Below are 19,921 nucleotides of genomic sequence, written 5' to 3' on the forward strand. Positions count from 1 at the left end.
AGACATGGGGGCGGGACGACCGCCCCCTTCGCATTGAAAGGCTCCACCATGGAACTGCGCTTTCCCCCCGTCGATACGCCCGACGTCGAAGCTCTCGAGAAGGGTCGCCTGCTGTTCGCGGGCCAGACGGAGTTCGTGAAGGGTGTGGTCGCCATGGACGGCCTGCCCCCAGCCGACCGATTGGAAGTCTGCTTTGCCGGGCGCTCGAACGTCGGGAAATCGTCTCTTATCAACGCGCTGACCGGACGCAAGGGGCTGGCGCGCGCATCTAACACTCCGGGCCGGACGCAAGAGATCAACTACTTTACCGCAGGCGATCTGTATGTCGTAGACCTGCCCGGTTACGGTTTCGCCAATGCTCCGGTGGCGGTCGTGGCCAAATGGCAGGCTCTGTTGAAGAACTACCTGCAGGGTCGGCCGACATTGCGCCGCGTCTTCGTCCTGATCGACGCACGCCATGGCGCCAAGGCTGTCGACGAAGAGATCATGACGCTGCTCGACCGGTCCGCCGTGACCTTTCAGGCCGTCATGACCAAGACAGACAAGGTCAAGGGTTCGGCACTGCAGGATGCCCTGGACGCAACGCGCGCCGTGTTGGCAAAGCATCCAGCGGCCTATCCCGAGATGATCCTGACAAGTTCGGAGAAGGGTGACGGCATAGAGACCCTGCGCGCCGTGATTGCGACAATCGAACCCTAAACGTCGCACCCCCCCTTTTCCTGCCGCCACGTCAAGCTATCGTTTCAGTGATCCGGTCTCGCATCGCTGAATGAAGGTTAAGGGTATGCAGATAAAGGCTCCAAGCTGGCATGTCATCAAGTGGATCGTCGGGGTATTCGCAGGTCTGGCCGTTATCGGCGGTATCATCGGCGCCCTGATCGTCAGCCTCGGTCTCGTCACGATTTCGGCCAGACCACCCCACAACGCCCTGACGCGAACGATCCTGCATTACACCTTCAAGCGATCGACGGCGAATGCCGGTGGATCGGTCGACGTGCCGGCCGATCTGGACAGCCCCGCCCGCGTGGCATTGGGCATCCAGCATTATGCCAACGTCTGTTCCAGCTGTCACGGCGGTCCGGAACTCGGTCAAAGTCCAGTGGCCCTATCCATGCGCCCACGGCCACAGCACCTTGCATCGGTCGTAGGCGAATTCAGCGACGAGCAGCTTTTCGTCATCCTACGGGATGGTGTGCGCTTTTCGGCCATGCCGGCCTGGCCGGCCAGTCAGAATTTCGATGAGATCTGGTCCGTGGTGGCCTTCCTGCGCGCGCTACCGGACATGACAAACGCAGAATATGTCGCGGCAACCCAGCGCGCCTTGCCAGAGGATGCACCAGAACTGGCATTCGACGCGCCGGACCAGTTGAGCGGTCTGGACGTCGGGATCAAGGCGCCGCCGATGGACGAATACCTATATGCCACCCCCGGAACCGGCTGGCACGAGTATGCAAGCAACGGTGACGTCATTGCCACCTGCGCCGCTTGCCATGGCGCGAAAGGCAGCGGCGATGCGACGGCGGGTCAGGCGCCGAACCTGACCGTGCCCTCTGCCGCCTACATGACCAAGGCGCTGCGTGAATACGCGAACGGCACGCGCCCGTCCGGCATCATGACGACCGTGGCGGCGAGCCTGACCGACGCGCAGATCAAGGGCCTGTCGGAGTACTACGCCAGCCTTCCGGACATCGCCCCGCCCCGCGACCAAGCCGCCCTGGGTGATCCGGTGGCGGGAGAGATCATCGCGACGGCCGGATTACCCGATCAGGCGCTTCCGGCCTGCTATACGTGCCACCAGAACGTGTCAGAGGCAGCCGGCATGCTGATCCCTCCAATCGCGGGACAGTCGGCCGCCTATGTGCGGCATCGGCTGGACGCCTTTGCCGAACCCTACTGGACCGGGGCGGGTACCAGCGCATGGCAGCCGATGCACTGGATCGCGAAATCACTGAATCCGCAGCAGCGAGCCGACCTCGCCGCTTATTTCGCACAGCAGGCTCCCGGCGGCCGCGCCCCGGTCGCGACCCTGCAGCCGATGGATGCAGCCAACGCTCGGCAACTGGTCGAAGGCGTGTGCAAGGAATGTCATACTGTCGAGGGTGTGGGCGGCCCGTCCGGCGAATATCCCAACCTGACGGTACAGACGGCGACCTACCTCGATCTGCAACTCCACGCATTCCGCAGCGGCAACCGCGAGGCGGAGCGGATGCGTCAGGTGGCGGAGAAGCTGTCGGACAAGGACATGTCGGATCTTGCCCAATACTTCGGCACGCCGGCAGCTTTGCCTTCGCCTACGCCGCAGGACGTGTTCGCGACGGCAGAAGAGATTGCGGTCGGGGGAGAGATCGCATCCAACGGCATTCCGGACAAGAATATCCCGGCCTGCCTGTCCTGTCATGGACCGGAACCGACATCTGCCCTTCCGATCATCGCCCGGCTTCAAGGTCAGGCGCCACGCTACATTCAGGACCGTTTGCAGGCCCTTGGAAGCGAGAAGAGCGCCGATCTGGACACGATCAGCCCGATGCACGCCATTGCGCGCGACATGACCGTGGACGAACGTCACGACGTGGCAGCGTGGTTCGCCGCGCAGGCGCCGCTGCCAAAGTGATCGCCGCTTGAGGGGGTGACCTCCCTCCGCTATCCCTTGGGGCGACAAGGCCCCGGGGGATAGCCATGAGGACGCAGAACATGAACCGAGACTGGATCGCCACGGCGCGCACGCTGTCAGAGGCCCTGCCCTACTTGCAACGCTACTCCGGCGCGGTCGTCGTGGTGAAGTTCGGCGGCAACGCCATGGGTGACGCCGACGCGATGGCAGAATTCGCCCGCGACATCGTCTTGATGAAACAGGTCGGCATGAACCCCGTCGTGGTGCACGGCGGCGGTCCGATGATCAACGAGATGCTGACGAAGCTGGGCATCAAGTCCGAATTCATCCGCGGCAAGCGCGTTACCGATCAAGCCACGGTCGAGGTGGTCGAGATGGTGCTGACCGGCCTCGTGAACAAGCGGATCGTGCAGGCGATCATGGACGAAGGCGGCCGTGCGGTCGGCCTGTCCGGCAAGGATGACGATCTGATGGTGGCCGAGGCGGACGATCCGGAGCTCGGTTTCGTCGGTCGCCCGGTGGAAATGAATGTGCAGGTGCTGCGCGACCTTTACGGCGCGGGCATCATCCCGGTCGTGGCACCGGTGGCAACCGGCATGGACATGCTGGAAACCTTCAATGTGAATGGCGACACCGCCGCCGGCGCCATCGCCGGCGCGCTCAAGGCCGACCGCCTGCTGTTGCTGACCGACGTCGCGGGGGTCAAGGACGCCAGCGGAGAAGTCGTGACCCAATTGAACCCCGATCAGGTGCGCGCCATGATTGAGGACGGCACCATCGCGGGCGGCATGATTCCCAAGGTCGAGACAGCGTTGAAGGCCATCGAGGACGGCGTGCGCGCCGTCGTGATCCTTGATGGCAGGCTGCCGAACGCATCCCTCTTGGAGCTCTTCACGGAGCACGGCGCGGGGTCGATCATCCGGTCCACGGAATCGCGGGTCAAGTCGCGTCAGGACTAGCCGATGGCCCTGATACTCATTGTCCTGCGGCATGCCAAGTCCGGCTGGGGCAATCCGTCCCTGCCCGATCACGCGCGCACCTTGACAGACCGGGGCCGCCGCGACGCACGGGCCGTCGGTGTCTGGCTCGGCGCGCGGAATCTGGTTCCCGACCTGATCCTCAGCTCCGATGCGACGCGCACGCGTCAAACCGTCGCCGACCTGTCGGGCGGGCTGGGGCGGGACGTTCCGACCGAGTTTCTGCCGTCGCTCTACAATGCCTCATCCGACACCATCGAGCGGACCATCCGCAAGCAGTCGGTCAAGCTCTTGCTGCTGTGCGCACATAACCCCGGGATCGGCAATGTGGCCGCAGCGCTTGCAACCGAACCGCCGGAGCATCCCCGGTTCGATGACTATCCCACGGCCGCGACGACTGTCCTGTCGTTCGACGTCGACAATTGGTCGGACATCAAGACGGGCGCCTGTCTGTCATTCTTGATTCCCGCCGACCTCAAGACATGAACACCGCGCACTTGAAGGTGCGCGGCGGCCATGACGCGGGTGCGGATGGATCGCCGCGGGCTGCTGCATTCCGATTTTTCGAGAAAAATCGGAATTCCGCTAGTGACCGAGGATCTGGCTCAGGAAAAGCTTGGTACGCTCTGACCGGGGGTTGTTGAAGAACTCCTTCGGCTCGTTCTGCTCGACGATCTGGCCTTGGTCCATGAAGATCACGCGGTTTGCCACGGCCTGCGCAAAGCCCATCTCGTGCGTGACGCAAATCATGGTCATGCCTTCTTCGGCGAGTTCGATCATGGTGTCGAGGACTTCCTTGATCATCTCCGGGTCGAGCGCCGATGTCGGTTCGTCGAACAGCATGATGCGCGGCTTCATGCAGAGGCTGCGCGCGATGGCGACGCGCTGCTGCTGACCACCGGACAGCTGGCCCGGATACTTATTGGCCTGCTCCGGGATCTTGACCTTCTCAAGAAAATGCATCGCCGTCGCTTCGGCTTCCTTCTTGGGTGTCTTGCGAACCCAGATCGGCGCCAGCGTACAGTTTTCGAGGATCGTCAGATGCGGGAACAGGTTAAAGTGCTGAAAGCACATCCCGACCTCGGACCTGATCTTGTCGATGTTCTTGAGGTCCGATGACAGCTCTGTCCCGTCCACGATGATCTGACCGGACTGGTGCTCTTCCAGTCTGTTGATGCAGCGGATCAGCGTCGACTTGCCCGACCCGGACGGCCCGCAGATGACGATGCGTTCACCCCGGTTCACGGTCAGGTTAATGTCGCGCAGCACGTGGAACGTGCCGTACCACTTGTTCATGTTGTTGATTTCGATCGCCACCTCGTCGCTCACCTGCATGGCGCTGCGATTGACGGTGCGGTCCTGTGCGGCCTCTGACATTGTCATGCCTCCCTTAACGGTGTTCGCGCTGGAGCTTCTTCTCCAGATGCAGTGAATAGCGGCCCATGCTGAAGCAGGCGACGAAGAACAGAAGCGCGACGAAGACGTAGAGCTCCCAGTAGATGCCGTTCCAGTCGGTGCTGGCCCGGATCGAGTTGATCAGTCCCAGCGGATCAAGAAGGCCGATGAACAGCACGAGGGTCGTGTCTTTGAACAGACCGATGAAGGTGTTCACGATGCCGGGGATCGAGATCTTGAGGGCCTGCGGCAGTACGATCAGCTGCATCGACTGCCAGTAGGACAGGCCCAGCGAATTGGCACCCTCGTACTGGCCTTTCGGCACAGCAGAGAGACCGCCACGAACGACCTCTGCGATATAGGCTGCAGAGAACAGGGTGACCATGATGATGACCCGCAGTGTCAGATCGAAATTTGTCCCCGGCGGCAGGAAGTAGTTCAGCAACAAAGACGCTGTGAACAGCCAGACGATCAGCGGTACGCCGCGAATAATCTCGATGAACACGACGCTGAGCTTTGTGACGATGAACAGGTTCGATGCGCGGCCAAGGGCCAACAGGATGCCAAGGGGCAGCGACAGCACGATCGCGGTGACGCCGATGACGATCGACAGCATGAAGCCGCCGAACTGCTTGGACTGCACCGGTTCCAGTCCGATGGGCATGACGCGAGCAAGCTCGCTGGCCAGCGGCCAGGCCAGCAGCAACCAGTAGAGCAGCGGGATCACGATGGCCACCAGAACGGCAACGATCTGGTTGACCCGAGAGAAGACCCGAAACGCCACGACGCCTAATCCGAAGCCCAGAGCGACAGTCAGCGGCAGCCAGATCGGCCCGCCCCAGAGCAGAAGAAAGATCAGGAATGGCGAGGCGAGCGAGAAGCCCATGAACCAGCGCGGGAATGTTCCGAACAGGACAGGCCCCAGACCGGCAAGCAGCACAATCAATGCCACGGTCGGTCGCCAGTAAAGGTCCGAAGGATAGAAGCCGAACAGCAGCTGTTCCCAACGGTCGCGGATGACGCCCCAGCACGCGGTTTCCGTCGATCGGCCCAATTCCTCCAGCATCTGGCGGCATTCGCTTAACGACGTAGCATTCCAAGTCGGGCTGAACGCCCACATCACGAAGGTGCTGACGACGACCCAGATGACATAAAGCGATACGATCGTCAGGATAGCGTTCAGCCATGTCGGAAACAGGTTTTCGCGAACCCACTTGACGGTACCCGCTTCGCGGGTCGGCGGCGGTTGCTGGTCCAGCATGCCCTCGCGGACGAAAGCGACGGTTTGTGCGTGTGTATCGCTCATCTCACCGCTCCTGCAATTTCATGGAATTGTTGATGATGTTCATCACGAAAGAAATGACCAGCGACAGCGCCAGATAAAACAACCCCATCAGCAACATGCACTCCAGCGCGCGGCCGGTCTGGTTCAGGGTAATTCCACCGAGGGTCGCCTTGACGTCGGGATAGCCGACGGCGATCGCGAGGGAGGAGTTCTTGGTCAGGTTGAGATACTGTGAGGTCAGCGGCGGGATGATGACCCGCATCGCCTGCGGCAAGATGACGAGGCTCATCGCGCGATTCGGACGGACACCGAGGGCCGCGGCGGCTTCTGACTGCCCCTTGGACACGGACAGGATCCCGGCACGGACGATTTCCGTTATGAAGGCACCGGTATAAAGGGACAGCGCCAGCCACAGGGCCATCAGCGGGTTGCTGATCTGGATGCCGCCGCCGAAGTTAAAGCCCTTCAGAACGGGGTAGTCGAGCGTCACAGGACGGCCCATGACGAAGAAGGCCAGCACGACCGGAACGATCAGTATCGCGAAGATAGGCCAAACCATCGGCAGCAGGCGACCGGTGTCGTAAAGCAGTTTCTTGGCGTAACGCCGGTAGAGGAAGGCTGCGAGGATCGAGGCGAGAAACACGATGCCCAGGATCTCTGAAGACGGCCCCCAGACCGGTGCGGGCATGTAGAAGCCGCGGTTCGTCACGGCGAAGGAGTCCCAGATCATAGAGGAGGCCGCGGTTCCATCGGGGCCGGGCCGGAAATCGCGGGGCTGCGGGGTCGATTCGCTGAAGACCGCATAGATCAGAAGGATCCACAGCAACAACGGCACGTTGCGGAAGCCTTCGACGTAGACAGCCATCAATCGACTGACGATCCAGTTCTTCGACAGGCGGGCGACGCCAGCCAACACACCGATGATGGTCGCCAGAACGATGCCGAGCGCTGCGACCAGCAGCGTATTCAGAATGCCGACATAGGCGGCACGCAGATGGGTATCGGCATTGGTGTAGGGAATAAGCGTAGTGCCGATGTCGTATCCGGCCCGGCTTTGCAGGAAGCTGAAGCTCGGCTCCAGATCCTTGGCGGTCAGGTTGACCAGAAGATTGTTGATCAGCCAATACACGCCGGCACAGACCAGCAGCAACGTGACCACCTGGATGGTCAAGGATCGGTAGCGGGTGTCGTAGATCAGCTGGCTCAGCCGAAAGCTTTCGCGTGGCGGACTATCCGTCATCGATGACATCAAAAAATCTCCCCGGGCTTCACCAGACTTTCTTCAGGTTGCTCCGGTTGGCCCGGATGCACCACGCGCTGGCAGGCGTCTTGGTCGTGAACGATAGCAAATGACGAAAGGCCCGGCATATACCGGGCCTTTCGCCTAGAATTTTAGCGGAAGGGCGGTGAATACAGCAGGCCGCCGTCGGTCCACTGAGCGTTCAGGCCACGCGCCAGACCGATCGGGGTGTTTTCACCGATGTTACGCTCGAAGATCTCGCCGTAGTTGCCGCCAGCCATGATCGCGTTCTTGGCCCAGTCGTTCGACAGGCCAATCATCGCACCCAGCTCGCCTTCGGTGCCCAGCAGGCGGTTCACTTCCGGGTTGTTGGTCGGCGCAGCGGACATTTCGCCAATGTTGGCAGAGGTGATGCCGAGCTCTTCTGCCGCGATCAACGCGTTCAGCGTCCACATGGCGATGTCGCCCCACTCGTTGTCACCGTGACGGACCAGCGGGCCCAGCGGCTCTTTGGAAATGATCTCGGGCAGAAGCACGTGATCTTCGGGGTTTTCGAAGGTCGCGCGCGTCGCGGCGAGGCCCGAAGCGTCCGTGGTGTAGGTGTCGCAGGCGCCAGCCAGATACTGCTGCTGGCCTTCGGCGTTGGTCTGGATCGGCACCGGTTGGTAGGTGATGTTGTTGGCGCGGAAATAATCGGCCAGGTTCAGTTCGGTCGTCGTGCCGGTCTGAATGCAGACGGTCGCGCCGTCCAGATCCTTGGCAGAGGTCACGCCGAGAGCCTTGGGCACGATGAAGCCCTGACCGTCGTAGTAATTCACGCCAACGAAGTCGAACTTCAGTTCGGTATCGCGCGAGAAAGTCCAGGTCGTGTTCCGGGCCAACAGGTCGATTTCCCCGGAGGACAGCGCAGTAAAGCGCGTCTCGCCCGTGGTGGGGACGAATTCGACGGCATTCTTGTCACCGAAGATGGCGGCAGCAACCGCACGGCAGACGTCGACGTCGAAGCCTTCCCAGACGCCGTTCGCGTCGGGTGCCGCAAAGCCGGTCAGACCGGTGGTGACGCCGCAGTTCAGATGGCCACGCGCCTTTACGTCGTCCAGCGTCGCCGCGGACGCCGCAGCCGCCGTCAAACCGGCGATGGTCAGCGTTCCAAATAGTACGGTCTTCTTCATGTTTACCTCTTCCTGAGTATCCGCCCATCTCGGGCAGCCAATTTTTTCCGCCCGGCATGGGACGGTTGAGTTTTGACGGGTCTCCCCCCCAATGACAGTAGAGTGGGCGAATTATTGCCCAGAGGTCAAGGCCCGCCGCCGGGTCAAACGCCTGTATCTGCCTGTCTGAACGGCAGTTCGACCGGTGACGCCTGATTTGTGATCGACTCAGGCCAAGCGGCTCATCTCGATGAAGGTGGCGCCGTCGATGAATGCCTGCCGCTTGATGGCTGCGACCTCGGCGGCTTCTTCGTCGTCGCCCCACTGACTGATCTGGAAATCCTCGTCGATCCGGCTAAGGGGCCAAGCCTCCTGTGGGGTCAGCTTGCCCATAGAAACCGCAAAGGCGAGCACGAGTGAGCCCGACAATTGAACCAGATCGTGAAAACCAGTCAGCGCGAAATTGTCGAACTGCGCCACACGAGCGTGCAGCCTTGCGATGGATTCGGGTGGCTGGGTGATCGGCATGATCCCGGTCGTCACGTGAAGCGGTGCATCGAGCGCTTGCGCCGACCACGCCAACCAAGGATCCCAAGCGTCCTTCTGCAGGGCGACGAGGCTATCCGGCGCAGCCGCGCGATAGCACAGCAGGTCGTTTTCGCCATAGGCCGCGAGCAGGGCCACGACGTCTGCGTGCTGCGGCGCAACCTTGTCGATAGCGGAATTGGCCGCGCGGGTCGCAGGCATGGTCGTCGGGTCGATCTTGTCGGTTTGTGCCTGCCACTCTGCCGCGACCGCCTGCGCCATGGCACGGGTCGGCAAAAGCAGCGGCTGCTTGTAGGGCGTCTTGACCGCGCGCCCGTCAAGATCGACGGAAAAGCCGCCGCCCCGTTCAACTACGTTGGCCTCGGTCCAGAAACGCTTCGGGGCCCAGTCGTTCATGCGGGTTCTCCGATCAGGTCGTCGATGGCGGCGTCCAGTGCCGCGAAGGTGGGGATCATCCGGTCGGCGCGCAGGCTGTCGGCCGGATGATAGCCCCAGCCGACACCGATCGTCGCCACCCCGGCCGCACGCGCCATGTCCATGTCATAGGTCGTGTCGCCGACCATGACCGCACGGGATGCAGGAACGCCTGCCTCTGCCAATGCTGCGTGAATCATCGCCGGATGCGGTTTGGAAGGGTGGAGGTCGGATGTCTGCCGGCTGACGAATAGCTCCTGCAACGCGTGTTGGTCTATCAGCCGGTCAAGCCCGCGCTTCGATTTGCCCGTTGCCACAGCCAGAACCGTATGGTCCTGCGCGTGCAGACGAAGGACCGCTTCCCTTGCACCCGGAAACAATGGGCTCTTGCGTTGCAGGTCCGCCGTCGCGTAATCGCGAAAGGCGGCCCGATAACCTGCCGTCAGGCGCTCGCGGGTCGACGCGTCCTGATCCGGGCACAGGACGCGAAAGCTTTCTGGTAAAGACAGGCCGACGATAGATAGCACTACCTCTCGGGTTGGTGCGGTCAGACCCTCGGCGGCAAACGCCTCGGCCATCGCACCGATGATTTCCGCCTGACTGTCGACAAGTGTCCCATCGACGTCGAATATCACGAGCCTTAGATCCGTCATCAGTCGGGCATATTGAAGGGATCGACCGGCGCGTGGCTGACGTGCCAGCCGACGAAATCCCAAGTCCGTTCCATGTGATCGGGCAGCGGCGCGGTCAGGTGCAGGATCGCTCCCGTCTCGGGATGTTCGATCGTCAGACTGCGGGCGTGCAGGTGCATCTTGCGGCTGATGTCGCCGCCCATGCCGGCCCCCCAGCCATCGCCCAGATTCTCCTGCTCCGTCCCGCCATACTTGCCGTCGCCGATGATCGGGTGCCCAATTTCTGCCATGTGGGCGCGCAGCTGGTGGGTGCGGCCGGTGATCGGCACCAGTGCAACCCAGGCCGCGCGCTTCGCCAGGCTGTCGAGCACGGCGTAATCGGTGACCGCGCGCTTGGCACCCTCGGTCGTGTCGACCTCCTTGGGGTGCACGCAGCGCATCTTCTCGTTCTCGCCGCCCTTGCCGTGGCCGGGGGCCTTCACGAGTCCATACTTGATCGTCGCCGCACGGGGATGCGGCACACCGGCGACGGCGGCCCAGTAGATCTTGCGGGTCGCGTGATGCTTGAGGTTCTCGGTCAGCTGCTTGGCCGCCATCCGCGTGCGCGCCAGCACCAGCACGCCGGAGGTGTCCTTGTCGAGCCGGTGCACGAGGCGCGGCTTTTCGTCATAGCCGAACATCAGCGCCTCGCTCATCGCGTCGACGTGGCGGGTGGTGTTAGTGCCGCCCTGCGTCGCAAGGCCCGCGGGCTTGTTGATGACGATCATGTGGTCGTCGCGGTAGATCACGCAGGACTGGATCAGCGCGGCGTCGGCCTTGGTCACGCCCTGCTTCATCAGACTGCGCTCCGCCTCCACCTGCGCTTCGGTCGGCAGGGGCGGGATGCGGATCGACTGTCCGACCTCCAGCCGCGTGTTCGACTTTACCCGGCCGCCATCGACGCGGATGTCGCCCTTGCGGCACAATTTTTCAATTCGGCCCTGCGTCAGATGCGGGAACAGCCTCCGCAGGTAGCGGTCCAGCCGCTGGTCGCCGTCGTCCGGGCCGATCACCCGTGTCTGCACGCCACCGCTCATGCCAGCACCATCCGTGTCAAGTTCATCCCAAGGACCAGCGCCGCCATCCCCACGATCACGCTGCCGCCGACATAGGCCGCCATCAGCGCGAATTGTCCCCGCTCCATCAGCGCGATCGCGTCGAGGGAGAAGGCCGAAAACGTAGTGAACCCGCCCAGCAGGCCCGTCATCAGGAAGGGCGCCAACCGGGTGCCACCCCGTTCCGCCAGAACGACCACGATGACTCCCATGAGAAAGGATCCCAGAATATTGACCGTCACCGTGCCCCAAGGAAAACCGGCCCCCATCGCACGCAAGGTCAGCTGGCCGGTCAGCCAGCGCAGCGTCGCGCCAATCGCACCGCCAAGGGCCACGGATAGTCCGGTCAAGATCATGTCACTCCTGTCGCCCGTACGGGTCAGGTTGTCAATTCGTGGCGCCCTTGCGCTTGTCCCTTAGACCGGCAAAGAAATCGAGACGCTTCTTCAACTCCCTCTCGAACCCGCGGTCGACGGGCAGATAGTAGATGCCGCGCTTCATGGTCTCGGGAAAATAGTTCTGCCCGGAAAACCCGTCCTCGGCGTCGTGGTCATAGGCATAGCCCGACCCGAAGCCCTGTTCCTTCATCAGCTTGGTCGGCGCGTTCAGGATGTGGCGCGGCGGCGGTTCCGAACCGGTCTGCTTCGCCGCCGCCATCGCCGCCTTGAATGCGACATAGCCCGCGTTGGATTTCGGCGCGAGTGCCAGGTAGGTCACCGCCTGCCCCAGCGCCAACTCGCCCTCTGGCGAGCCCAAACGCTCGTAGGTCTCCCACGCCTGCAGGCAGATGTGCTGCGCCTGCGGATCGGCCAAACCGATATCCTCCACCGCCATGCGCACGATCCGGCGAGCGAGGTAGCGTGGATCCTCGCCTCCGGTCAACATCCGGGCAAGCCAGTAGAGCGCCGCGTCAGGGTCAGACCCACGCACGGATTTATGCAGGGCCGAGATCAGATTGTAATGCTCGTCGCCCGACTTGTCGTATTTCGTCGCCCGCTTCATCAGGCGGCTCGTCAGCGCGTCGGTGCCCAGCGGCTTGTCCGTCTTCCACGCCGCCACCTGTTCGATCAGGTTCAGCAGGCTGCGCCCGTCACCGTCCGCCATGTTGATCAGCTGGTCGCGTGCCTGCGGGTCGAGCGGCAGCTTGCGCCCCAGCTCCGCCTCTGCCCGCTGTGCCAGGCGCTCCAGATCGTCCTCGGTCAGCCGGGTCAGGATCAGCACCTGCGCCCGGGACAGCAAGGCGGCGTTCAGCTCGAAGCTCGGGTTCTCGGTCGTGGCACCGACCAGCAGGATCGTCCCGTCCTCCATGTGCGGCAGAAAGCCGTCCTGCTGCGCCTTGTTGAAGCGGTGGATCTCGTCGACGAACAGCAGCGTGCCCTTGCCGTTCTGGCGGCGCAGCTTCGCCGCCTCGAACACCTTGCGCAGTTCCGGCACGCCGGTGAAGATCGCACTGATCTGGACGAAATGCAGGTCCGTCTCGTCCGCCAGCAGCCGCGCGATGGTCGTCTTCCCCACCCCCGGCGGTCCCCAGAGGACCAGCGACGACAGCGAACCCGACGCCAGCATCGCCCCCAGCGGCGCGTCGGGGCCGAGCACCTGTTCCTGCCCGATGACCTCTCCCAAGGTCTGCGGTCGCAGCCGGTCCGCCAGCGGGCGGGGGCCGGTGGGGGCTGCGGGCGTGGATGCGGAGGTATCGAAGAGGTCTGCCATGAGCGATATCTAAGCCCCCGAAGACCCCTTTGGAAGGCCGCTCCTCTCGGTCAGCCGCCGGGGGTGGGTCACCGGCGCCGACGGCCGGATATGAAAAAGGGCGCGATCCGCAAATCGCGCCCTTTTCCCGAAACTTGATGTCGGGGCTTACGCCTCTTCGTCGATCTCGACCAGGCGGGCCTTGTCGGCGGCACCCTTGGCATCCCGGTCGCGGTCGACCAGTTCGATGATCGCCATCGGGGCCATGTCACCATAGCGGAAGCCGGCCTTCATCACGCGGCAGTAGCCGCCCTGACGCTCGGCGTAGCGCGGGCCAAGGATCTCGAACAGCTTGGCAGTGTGGATATCCTGCTTCAGCTGGCTGTCGGCCTGACGGCGGGCGTGCAGGTCGCCGCGCTTGCCCAGCGTGATCAGCTTGTCGATGATCCGCTTCAGTTCCTTGGCCTTCGGCAGGGTCGTCTTGATCTGCTCGTGCTCGATCAGCGAACCAGCCATGTTGGCGAACATCGCCTTGCGGTGTTCGTGGGTGCGGTTCAGTTTGCGGTAGCCGCTTGCGTGACGCATTTGGTCATCTCCTGATTATGCTTTGTCCAGCGGTCTGATGCGTGTCAGCCGCATTATTGGGGCACCATTGCCCGGATGTTCCCCGCCACTGCGGGCATTGTCGAAAGGGGCGGATTAGTGTCCGCCCCCTGTTCTTCAGAACTGGTCTTCGAACTTCTTGGCCAGGTCTTCGATGTTGTCTGGCGGCCAGTCCTCGACGTCCATGCCAAGGTGCAGACCCATGCCCGACAGCACTTCCTTGATTTCGTTCAGGGACTTGCGGCCGAAGTTCGGGGTGCGCAGCATCTCGGCTTCGGTCTTCTGGATCAGGTCGCCGATGTAGACGATGTTGTCGTTCTTCAGGCAGTTCGCCGAACGGACGGACAGTTCCAGCTCGTCTACCTTCTTGAGCAGCAGCGGGTTGAATTCCAGCCCGTCGTCGTCGCCGCCGGCGTTGGCCGATTCCGGCTCGTCGAAGTTGACGAAGATCTGCAACTGGTCCTGCAGGATGCGCGCGGCATAGGCCACGGCGTCGTCCGGCGTCAGGGACCCGTCGGTTTCGATCTTCATCGTCAGCTTGTCATAGTCCAGCACCTGACCTTCGCGGGTCGGCTGCACGTCATAGCTGACCTTCTTGACCGGGGAATAGATCGCGTCGATCGCGATCATGCCAATCGGCGCATCCTCGGGCTTGTTCTTGTCGGCCGCGACATAGCCCTTGCCGGTGTTGACCGTCAGTTCCATGTAGAGGTCGGCACCGTCGTCGAGGTGGCAGATCACGTGATCCTTGTTCAGGACCTCGATGCCAGCGGTTTCCGAGATGTCGCCGGCGGTGACGATGCCCGGACCCTTGGCCTGAACGCTCAGACGCTTGGGGCCTTCGACGTCCATGCGGATCGCGACGCCCTTCAGGTTCAGGACAATGTCGGTGACATCTTCGCGGACGCCAGAGACAGAAGAGAATTCATGCAGCACGTTGTCGATCTGCACGGCGGTGATGGCGGCACCCTGCAGCGACGACATCAGGATGCGGCGCAGCGCGTTGCCGAGCGTCAGGCCAAAGCCACGCTCCAGCGGTTCTGCGATCAGGGTGGCCTGACGCTGGGGGTCGTTGCCGACCTTTACGTCCAGCTGTGTCGGCTTGATCAGCTCAGCCCAGTTTTTGTGGATCATAGTCCCTCCATCCTTGCTCGACTTCATGTCCAAAAAGTCGTGCGCTCGAGGTTTCAAAACGGCAGATCGGGGCCGTGCAGGATAGCACGGCCCCCATCGTCAAATGGTATGGATCAGACCCGGCGACGCTTCGGCGGGCGGCAGCCGTTGTGGGCCATCGGGGTCACATCACGGATCGAGGTGATGTTGAAACCGGCGGCAGCCAGCGCACGCAGTGCAGATTCGCGGCCCGAACCGGGGCCCTGCACTTCGACTTCCAACGTCTTCACGCCGTGTTCCTGGGCTTTCTTGCCCACATCCTCGGCGGCCATCTGTGCTGCGTAAGGAGTCGACTTCCGCGAACCCTTGAAACCCATGGTGCCTGCGGACGACCAGGCAATCGCGTTGCCCTGCACGTCCGAGATCAGGATCTTGGTGTTGTTGAAGGAAGAATTCACATGCGCAACGCCAGCTGCGATGTTCTTGGAGACCTTTTTCTTGCCGGTCCGGCGGGTATCTCGTGCCATGATCGGATCTCCTTATTTCTTCTTGCCGGCAATGGCCTTTGCGGGGCCCTTGCGCGTGCGTGCGTTGGTGTGCGTGCGCTGGCCGCGAACGGGCAGGCCACGACGGTGACGCAGGCCGCGGTAGCAGCCAAGGTCCATCAGACGCTTGATGTTCATCTGGGTTTCGCGACGCAGGTCACCTTCAACGGTGACGTTCTCGTCGATGTATTCGCGGATCTTCAGCACTTCCGCGTCCGACAGATCGTTGACCCGACGAGAGGCGTCGATGCCAGTCGCTTCGCAGATCTGGGCGGCGGTGGTGTTGCCGATTCCGGCAATGTAGGTCAGGGCGATCGGAACCCGTTTAGCAGTCGGGATGTTGACGCCGGCAATACGTGCCACGTGAGCTTTCCTTTTCGTTGCGGGTCCGTGATACCAGACCCTTTTTTCACAACGCAGGCCCGTCCGACGTGCGGCGGGCCCATGTCATATGAGGTAGTCCGTAACAAGCGGGCGCGACCCAGTCACGGCAAGTGATTCCCGTACGGGATGGGGGTGTCTAGAGGCGCTGAGGCCGGGGGTCAACCCCCTACCCCCGCCTCAGGCGAGCGCTTTCCTGATCTGCGCCCCTACCTCGTCCATCGTGGCCAATCCATCGACGGACGACAGATCACCACGCGCATAATAGTAACCGACTAACGGGCTCGTCTGCTTGTAATAGGCCAGCAGGCGGGTCTTCAGGCTTTCGGCATTGTCGTCGGCGCGCCGGACGAATTCGGCCTTTTGACCACAGTTGGTGCAGACATGATCGGCCGGGATCGGCTTCGTCGCGTCGTTATAGACCTCGCCGCAGTTGCTACAGGTCGACCGGGCCGTGATTCGCGCGACAAGGGCTTCGTCGTCGACTTTCATCTCGATAACGCGGTCGAGGTTCTCGCCCAGTTCAGCAAGCAGGTTGCCCAGCGCATCGGCCTGCGCAAGCGTGCGCGGAAAGCCGTCGAAGATGTAGCCGTTCGCCGGATCGTCATTTGTCAGCTGCTCACGGATCAGCCCGATCACGATCTCGTCCGTGACCAGTTCACCACGGTCCATGACGGCAGCGACGCGCTGGCCCATCTCGGTGCCAGAGCTGCGGGCGGCGCGTAGCATGTCGCCTGTCGACAGTTGCACCATGCCGCGTTCATCGACCAGTCGGCGCGCTTGTGTGCCTTTCCCGGCGCCGGGCGGTCCCAGTAGAATAATATTCATCGACGCGCCGGCCCCTTCCGCTTGGTCGTGCTGCGCTTGCCGCGCAGTTGCGATTTTTCGATCAGCCCTTCGTACTGGTGCGCCAGCAGATGCGATTGGATCTGTTGAATGGTGTCCATCCCGACCGAGACGATGATCAGGACCGAAGTGCCGCCGAAGTAGAAGGGCACCGCAAATTGGCTGCGGATGATCTCTGGCAGCAGCGCCACCAGCGCCAGATAGCCGGAGCCAAGAACCAGAATGCGGTTCACGACATAGTCGAGGTATTCCTTCGTCTTCTTGCCGGGGCGGATGCCGGGCACGAAGCCGTTCTGGTTCTTCAGGTTGTCGGCCACATCCTCGGTCTTGAAGGCGACCTCACGGGTGTAGAAGTAGGTGAAGAAGACGATCATCACTGTGAAGAACAGCAGGTAGAGTGGCTGGCCGGGGCCAAAGTAGGCAAGCAGAGTCGACATGAAGGCGTTCGATGACCCGCCGGAGAAGGTGCTGATCGTGGTCGGCAGCAGCAGCAGGGCGCTCGCGAAGATCGCGGGGATGACGCCGGCCGGGTTCACCTTGATCGGCAGGTGAGAGGAGGAAGCGTCGTAGACCTTCATTCCACGCTGCTGGCGGGGATACTGGATGTGGATCTTGCGCAAGCTGCGTTCCATGAAGACGACGAAGGTCAGCACCGCGATCACCATCAGAATGACACCTACGATGACAAATGGGCTGATTGCGCCGGACCGGCCCTGACTCAGGAAGCGGGCAAGAGCTGCGGGGACTTCGGCGATGATGCCGACGAAGATGATCAGAGAGATGCCGTTACCGATGCCGCGGCTGGTGATTTGCTCGCCCACCCACATCAGGAACATGGTGCCGCCGACGATGGTGATGACGCAGGCCGCAACAAAGAACAGGCCGGGGTTGGACGCGAGGCCACCGGCCTCCAGCGATTTCGCGAGGCCGTAGGCCTGCGCCGTGGCCAGCAGCACCGTGCCGTAGCGGGTGTACTGGTTCATCTTGCGACGCCCCTGCTCGCCCTCTTTCTTGAGGTTCTTCAGCGGTTCCCACATGGACCCGAGAAGCTGCACGATGATCGAGGCCGAGATGTAGGGCATAATGCCAAGCGCGAAGATCCCCATGCGGGACAATGCGCCGCCGGTGAACATCGACAGGATGCCGCCGATGCCGGCGGCCGCGCCGGTCATGAACTCGCGCAGCTGGACGCCGTCGATGCCGGGAACGGGAATGTAGGTGCCAAGGCGGTAGACCATCAGCATGCCGATGGTGAAGAGGATTCGGCTGCGCAGCTCTGTCGCCTTGCCGAAGGCGCCCCAGCTCATGTTGGCGGCCATTTGTTCTGCAGCGGATGCCATGCAAGTCTCTTTTATATGAAAAACGCCGCCAAGCGGGTGTCCCGTTGGCGGCGTTTGGGAAAACTCAGACCCTATCTAGGCGACAGTCGTGTCGCCCGCAAGCGATCAGGCCGCCTCGGTGCCAGCCTTGGGCTTGGCGGTCACGGTAACGCTGCCGCCGGCCTTCTCGATGGCTTCGACCGCGCCCTTGGACGCGCCGTGGACGGTCAGGTTGATCTTGGACGTGATTTCGCCCTTCGCCAGGACGCGCACGCCATCCTTACGGCGACGCACCAGACCGGACGCGATCAGCGCATCCTCCGTCACGTCGTTCTTGGCGTCGATCTTGCCCTCGTCGATGAACTTCTGGATCAGGCCCAAGTTCACGACGGCATAGGTCTTGGCGTTGATGTTGTTGAAACCGCGCTTCGGCAGACGCTGGTACAGCGGCATCTGGCCGCCTTCGTAGCCCTTGATCGCCACGCCGGACCGGGACTTCTGACCCTTGATACCACGGCCACCGGTCTTGCCCTTGCCCGAACCCGGGCCACGGCCGACGCGCTTGCGGCGGTGGGTTGCGCCTTCGTTGTCGGACAGTTCGTTCAGCTTGAACATCGTCGCTTCTCCTTCTGGCCGGAGGACCCCGTCCAGCGACGGAAATGGGGCACACGGCATTGCATATGAATCGGCACCCCACGGGGTACGGACTGGCGGCGTATAGCGGTGCCCCAAAGGCGCGTCAAGCGGGGCCGGCGGGCCGCAGGCCCCGCTGCGTTTTCCGCATTCCTTCAGGTCGCGGAAACCGGCGGGGGCCCGGGGCGCAGCCCCGAAAAGGGGTGGGCGGGCGGGCCCGCCCTCCCCTGAAAATCAGAAGAACGCCTGCAGCCCCGTGATCGCCCGGCCAAGGATCAGCGCGTGCACGTCGTGGGTGCCCTCGTAGGTGTTCACCGTCTCGAGGTTGATCATGTGGCGCATGATCTGGAATTCGTCGGAAATGCCGTTGCCGCCGTGCATGTCGCGGCTGTGGCGCGCAATCTCCAGCGCCTTGCCGCAATTGTTGCGCTTGATCAGGCTGATCATCTCGGGCGCGGCCTGCCCGCTGTCCATCAGCCGCCCGACCTGCAACGCGGCCTGGGTGCCCAGCGTGATCTCGGTCTGCATGTCCGCCAGCTTCCTTTGGAACAGCTGGGTCTGGGCCAGCGGCTTGTTGAACTGCTTGCGGTCAAGGCCGTACTGCCGCGCGGCGTGGAAACAGAACTCCGCCGAACCCATGACGCCCCAGGCGATGCCGTAGCGCGCACGGTTCAGACAGCCGAACGGCCCCTTCAGGCCCTGCACGCCGGGCAGCAGAGCATCCTCGCCCACGGCCACGTCCTTCATCACGATCTCACCGGTGGTCGAGGCGCGCAGGCTTAGCTTGCCGCCGATCTTGGGCGCGCTCAGCCCCTCCATTCCCTTTTCGAGGATGAAGCCGCGGATCTTGCCGCCGTGCTCTTCGGACTTCGCCCAGACGACGAAGACATCGGCGAAGGGCGCGTTCGAGATCCACATCTTCGACCCGTTCAGCACATAGCCGACGGCGGTCTTCTTCGCTGTCGTCTTCATGCCCGCGGGATCGGACCCGGCGTCGGGTTCGGTCAGGCCGAAGCAGCCGATCAGCTCGCCGCTGACGAGGCCCGGCAAGTATTTCTGGCGCTGCTCCTCCGACCCGTAGGCGTGGATCGGATACATCACGAGGCTCGACTGCACGGACATCATCGACCTGTAACCGGAATCGACCCGCTCCACCTCGCGGGCGATCAGCCCGTAGGTGACGTAGGAGGCGCCAAGGCCGCCGTATTCCTCGGGGATGGTGCAGCCCAGCAGACCCGCCTCGCCCATCAGCGGAAAGAGTTCGGGGGCCGCCACCTCGTCGCGATAGGCCTGCGTGACCCGCGGCTGCAGCACGTTCTGCGCGAAATCGCGCGCCGCGTCGCGCAGCATCCGCTCGTCTTCTGTCAGCTGGGTTTCCAGCAGCAGGGCGTCGGCCCAGTAGAAGGGGCCAAGGTCCGGCCCCATACCGATCATGTCTTTTGCCATC

21 protein-coding genes are annotated in these 19,921 nt (G+C 62.8%); 4 read left to right on the forward strand and 17 right to left on the reverse strand.

Annotated elements, in window-relative coordinates:
- Positions 1-48: 48 nt before the first annotated feature.
- The 4 genes from yihA (at position 49) to BUA54_RS17280 (ending at position 4,074) form a co-directional block, all read left to right on the forward strand.
- Positions 49-699, forward strand: coding sequence for a ribosome biogenesis GTP-binding protein YihA/YsxC (gene yihA, locus BUA54_RS17265; RefSeq protein ID WP_072858515.1), 651 nt, complete (start codon positions 49-51; stop codon positions 697-699).
- Positions 700-784: 85 nt separating this feature from the next.
- Positions 785-2,611, forward strand: a complete 1,827-nt coding sequence (locus BUA54_RS17270) for a c-type cytochrome (protein WP_072858516.1) — start codon at positions 785-787, stop codon at positions 2,609-2,611.
- A gap of 65 nt (positions 2,612-2,676) precedes the next feature.
- Entirely contained in the window at positions 2,677-3,570 is an 894-nt protein-coding gene (argB, locus tag BUA54_RS17275) for an acetylglutamate kinase (RefSeq protein ID WP_072858517.1), read from the forward strand.
- 3 nt (positions 3,571-3,573) lie between these two features.
- Positions 3,574-4,074 carry a SixA phosphatase family protein gene (locus BUA54_RS17280; protein WP_072858518.1) on the forward strand — a complete coding sequence of 167 codons (501 nt, stop codon included), beginning with the start codon at positions 3,574-3,576 and terminating at the stop codon, positions 4,072-4,074.
- 99 nt (positions 4,075-4,173) lie between these two features.
- Here BUA54_RS17280 and BUA54_RS17285 read toward each other — a convergent pair whose 3' ends face one another.
- The 17 genes from BUA54_RS17285 to BUA54_RS17365 all read right to left on the reverse strand — a co-directional run bounded on the left by BUA54_RS17285 (position 4,174) and on the right by BUA54_RS17365 (position 19,920).
- Positions 4,174-4,965 carry an amino acid ABC transporter ATP-binding protein gene (locus BUA54_RS17285; RefSeq protein WP_072858519.1) on the reverse strand — a complete coding sequence of 264 codons (792 nt, stop codon included), beginning with the start codon at positions 4,963-4,965 and terminating at the stop codon, positions 4,174-4,176.
- 13 nt (positions 4,966-4,978) lie between these two features.
- On the reverse strand, positions 4,979-6,289 hold the full coding sequence (locus tag BUA54_RS17290) for an amino acid ABC transporter permease (protein WP_072858520.1): 1,311 nt from the start codon (positions 6,287-6,289) through the stop codon (positions 4,979-4,981).
- 1 nt (position 6,290) lies between these two features.
- Positions 6,291-7,517, reverse strand: a complete 1,227-nt coding sequence (locus BUA54_RS17295; protein ID WP_072858521.1) for an amino acid ABC transporter permease — start codon at positions 7,515-7,517, stop codon at positions 6,291-6,293.
- Between the two features lie 143 nt (positions 7,518-7,660).
- Positions 7,661-8,680, reverse strand: coding sequence for an amino acid ABC transporter substrate-binding protein (locus BUA54_RS17300; protein ID WP_072858522.1), 1,020 nt, complete (start codon positions 8,678-8,680; stop codon positions 7,661-7,663).
- 207 nt (positions 8,681-8,887) lie between these two features.
- Entirely contained in the window at positions 8,888-9,601 is a 714-nt protein-coding gene (locus BUA54_RS17305; RefSeq protein ID WP_072858523.1) for an ATP12 family chaperone protein, read from the reverse strand.
- Positions 9,598-10,254: an HAD-IA family hydrolase gene (locus BUA54_RS17310; protein WP_342742732.1), complete on the reverse strand. Its 657-nt coding sequence runs from the start codon at positions 10,252-10,254 to the stop codon at positions 9,598-9,600. Before BUA54_RS17310 ends, BUA54_RS17305 begins: the two co-directional genes overlap by 4 nt.
- 17 nt (positions 10,255-10,271) lie before the next feature.
- Complete coding sequence (locus BUA54_RS17315; RefSeq protein ID WP_072858525.1) at positions 10,272-11,327, reverse strand: RluA family pseudouridine synthase; 1,056 nt, start codon at positions 11,325-11,327, stop codon at positions 10,272-10,274.
- Positions 11,324-11,701 (reverse strand): fluoride efflux transporter CrcB, encoded by a 378-nt coding sequence (crcB, locus tag BUA54_RS17320; protein ID WP_072858526.1) that lies wholly within the window; start codon positions 11,699-11,701, stop codon positions 11,324-11,326. The genes BUA54_RS17315 and crcB overlap by 4 nt, the downstream gene beginning before the upstream one ends.
- Before the next feature lie 31 nt (positions 11,702-11,732).
- Entirely contained in the window at positions 11,733-13,055 is a 1,323-nt protein-coding gene (locus BUA54_RS17325; RefSeq protein WP_072858527.1) for a replication-associated recombination protein A, read from the reverse strand.
- A gap of 147 nt (positions 13,056-13,202) precedes the next feature.
- A complete protein-coding gene (gene rplQ, locus BUA54_RS17330; RefSeq protein ID WP_072858528.1) occupies positions 13,203-13,619 on the reverse strand; it encodes a 50S ribosomal protein L17 in 417 nt (138 codons plus the stop codon).
- A gap of 135 nt (positions 13,620-13,754) precedes the next feature.
- Positions 13,755-14,771 carry a DNA-directed RNA polymerase subunit alpha gene (locus BUA54_RS17335; protein WP_072858529.1) on the reverse strand — a complete coding sequence of 339 codons (1,017 nt, stop codon included), beginning with the start codon at positions 14,769-14,771 and terminating at the stop codon, positions 13,755-13,757.
- 113 nt (positions 14,772-14,884) lie between these two features.
- Positions 14,885-15,277: a 30S ribosomal protein S11 gene (gene rpsK / locus BUA54_RS17340; RefSeq protein WP_072858530.1), complete on the reverse strand. Its 393-nt coding sequence runs from the start codon at positions 15,275-15,277 to the stop codon at positions 14,885-14,887.
- Positions 15,278-15,289: 12 nt separating this feature from the next.
- Entirely contained in the window at positions 15,290-15,658 is a 369-nt protein-coding gene (rpsM, locus tag BUA54_RS17345) for a 30S ribosomal protein S13 (protein WP_072858531.1), read from the reverse strand.
- A gap of 198 nt (positions 15,659-15,856) precedes the next feature.
- A complete protein-coding gene (locus BUA54_RS17350; RefSeq protein ID WP_072858532.1) occupies positions 15,857-16,504 on the reverse strand; it encodes an adenylate kinase in 648 nt (215 codons plus the stop codon).
- Entirely contained in the window at positions 16,501-17,862 is a 1,362-nt protein-coding gene (gene secY, locus BUA54_RS17355) for a preprotein translocase subunit SecY (protein WP_245810756.1), read from the reverse strand. The genes BUA54_RS17350 and secY overlap by 4 nt, the downstream gene beginning before the upstream one ends.
- 105 nt (positions 17,863-17,967) lie before the next feature.
- Positions 17,968-18,456 carry a 50S ribosomal protein L15 gene (gene rplO / locus BUA54_RS17360; protein WP_072858533.1) on the reverse strand — a complete coding sequence of 163 codons (489 nt, stop codon included), beginning with the start codon at positions 18,454-18,456 and terminating at the stop codon, positions 17,968-17,970.
- A gap of 252 nt (positions 18,457-18,708) precedes the next feature.
- Positions 18,709-19,920, reverse strand: a complete 1,212-nt coding sequence (locus BUA54_RS17365) for an acyl-CoA dehydrogenase (protein ID WP_072858534.1) — start codon at positions 19,918-19,920, stop codon at positions 18,709-18,711.
- Position 19,921 lies beyond the last annotated feature (1 nt).

The sequence above is a fragment of the Loktanella atrilutea genome, from assembly GCF_900128995.1.
Taxonomy (GTDB): domain Bacteria; phylum Pseudomonadota; class Alphaproteobacteria; order Rhodobacterales; family Rhodobacteraceae; genus Loktanella; species Loktanella atrilutea.